Origin of the sequence: Staphylococcus sp. GDX8P114P-2 (assembly GCF_017892945.1) — a bacterium.
Classification (GTDB): Bacteria; Bacillota; Bacilli; order Staphylococcales; family Staphylococcaceae; genus Staphylococcus; species Staphylococcus arlettae.
In genome coordinates, this window is sequence record NZ_JAESMB010000015.1 from 1 (window position 1) to 2,157 (window position 2,157).

Here is a 2,157-nt window from a genome sequence, read left to right on the forward strand (position 1 = left end):
CAATGCATATCTTAGATAGTAGCCAACGGCTACAGTGATAACATCCTTGTTAAATTGTTTATATCTGAAATAGTTCATACAGAAGACTCCTTTTTGTTAAAATTATACTATAAATTCAACTTTGCAACAGAACCCTCTTTTTAATATCCCCGACTGGCAATGCCGGGATAGACTGTAACATTCTCACGCATAAAATCCCCTTTCATTTTCTAATGTAAATCTATTACCTTATTATTAATTCAATTCGCTCATAATTAATCCTTTTTCTTATTACGCAAAATGGCCCGATTTAAGCACACCCTTTATTCCGTTAATGCGCCATGACAGCCATGATAATTACTAATACTAGGAGAAGTTAATAAATACGTAACCAACATGATTAACAATTATTAGAGGTCATCGTTCAAAATGGTATGCGTTTTGACACATCCACTATATATCCGTGTCGTTCTGTCCACTCCTGAATCCCATTCCAGAAATTCTCTAGCGATTCCAGAAGTTTCTCAGAGTCGGAAAGTTGACCAGACATTACGAACTGGCACAGATGGTCATAACCTGAAGGAAGATCTGATTGCTTAACTGCTTCAGTTAAGACCGAAGCGCTCGTCGTATAACAGATGCGATGATGCAGACCAATCAACATGGCACCTGCCATTGCTACCTGTACAGTCAAGGATGGTAGAAATGTTGTCGGTCCTTGCACACGAATATTACGCCATTTGCCTGCATATTCAAACAGCTCTTCTACGATAAGGGCACAAATCGCATCGTGGAACGTTTGGGCTTCTACCGATTTAGCAGTTTGATACACTTTCTCTAAGTATCCACCTGAATCATAAATCGGCAAAATAGAGAAAAATTGACCATGTGTAAGCGGCCAATCTGATTCCACCTGAGATGCATAATCTAGTAGAATCTCTTCGCTATCAAAATTCACTTCCACCTTCCACTCACCGGTTGTCCATTCATGGCTGAACTCTGCTTCCTCTGTTGACATGACACACATCATCTCAATATCCGAATAGGGCCCATCAGTCTGACGACCAAGAGAGCCATAAACACCAATAGCCTTAACATCATCCCCATATTTATCCAATATTCGTTCCTTAATTTCATGAACAATCTTCATTCTTTCTTCTCTAGTCATTATTATTGGTCCATTCACTATTCTCATTCCCTTTTCAGATAATTTTAGATTTGCTTTTCTAAATAAGAATATTTGGAGAGCACCGTTCTTATTCAGCTATTAATAACTCGTCTTCCTAAGCATCCTTCAATCCTTTTAATAACAATTATAGCATCTAATCTTCAACAAACGGGCCAAGATTGTTTAAGCAAAACAAGACAAGTTAAGGGGTGCAGTTTATGCACCCCTTAACTTATCTATAAAATAATTTATAGCTATTGAAAAGAGACAAGAATTGTTCAAAGCTAATATTGTTTAAATCGTCAATTCTTGCATATTTTAAGGCTTGATAAAATTGGTTTTTGGTAAATAGTTTCATGTATTCTTTGTTAACCCATTTCATAACAAAATTTTCATATTGTTTTCTATCTTTGAGTGATATTTTTGAAGGGTGTCTTTTTAATACAATTAACGAGCTATTAACTCTAGGTTTTGGATGAAAGTATTCTCTAGGGATTTTACTTAATATGGATATATCAACTTCTGTCATTAAAAATAGTGCTAGTGAACGATTTGTATTTAGCAACCTTTTAGCAAATCCATATTCCACTATTAAATAACTTTCTGTAGCTGTGCTTTCAAAAACAATTTTTCGAATTATATCTGTACTTATATTGTAGGGTATATTTCCATATATCTTATATGACTTATTTTTAGGAAACTTAAATTGTAAAATATCTTTATTGATAACCTGGAAGTTCTCATATTCAATAAGTTTGTTTTTAGTTGTCCTACATAATTTAGGGTCTATTTCAATGGCGGTTACATAATTACACCTTTTAGCTAATTCAAACGTGAAATGACCTTTCCCTGAACCAATCTCAATAATATTATCATTTGTATTTAAACGTATATTTCTCAAAATTTCATTTATATGATACTTTGAAGTAATAAAGTTTTGACTATCTTTTATATTTTTTTTGTTCATTATAACCCACTCCAATGCGGTTATAATGAATGTTTATATTAAC

2 protein-coding genes and 1 pseudogene are annotated in these 2,157 nt (G+C 33.8%); all 3 read right to left on the reverse strand.

What is annotated here, in order from left to right; genetic code table 11:
• Positions 1-78: pseudogene (locus KA845_RS08615) on the reverse strand (IS6 family transposase); the annotation flags it as partial.
• 325 nt (positions 79-403) lie between these two features.
• Positions 404-1,165: an aminoglycoside O-nucleotidyltransferase ANT(4')-Ia gene (aadD1, locus tag KA845_RS08620; protein ID WP_001014230.1), complete on the reverse strand. Its 762-nt coding sequence runs from the start codon at positions 1,163-1,165 to the stop codon at positions 404-406.
• Positions 1,166-1,379: 214 nt separating this feature from the next.
• Entirely contained in the window at positions 1,380-2,114 is a 735-nt protein-coding gene (erm, locus tag KA845_RS08625) for a 23S ribosomal RNA methyltransferase Erm (protein WP_001035822.1), read from the reverse strand.
• Positions 2,115-2,157 lie beyond the last annotated feature (43 nt).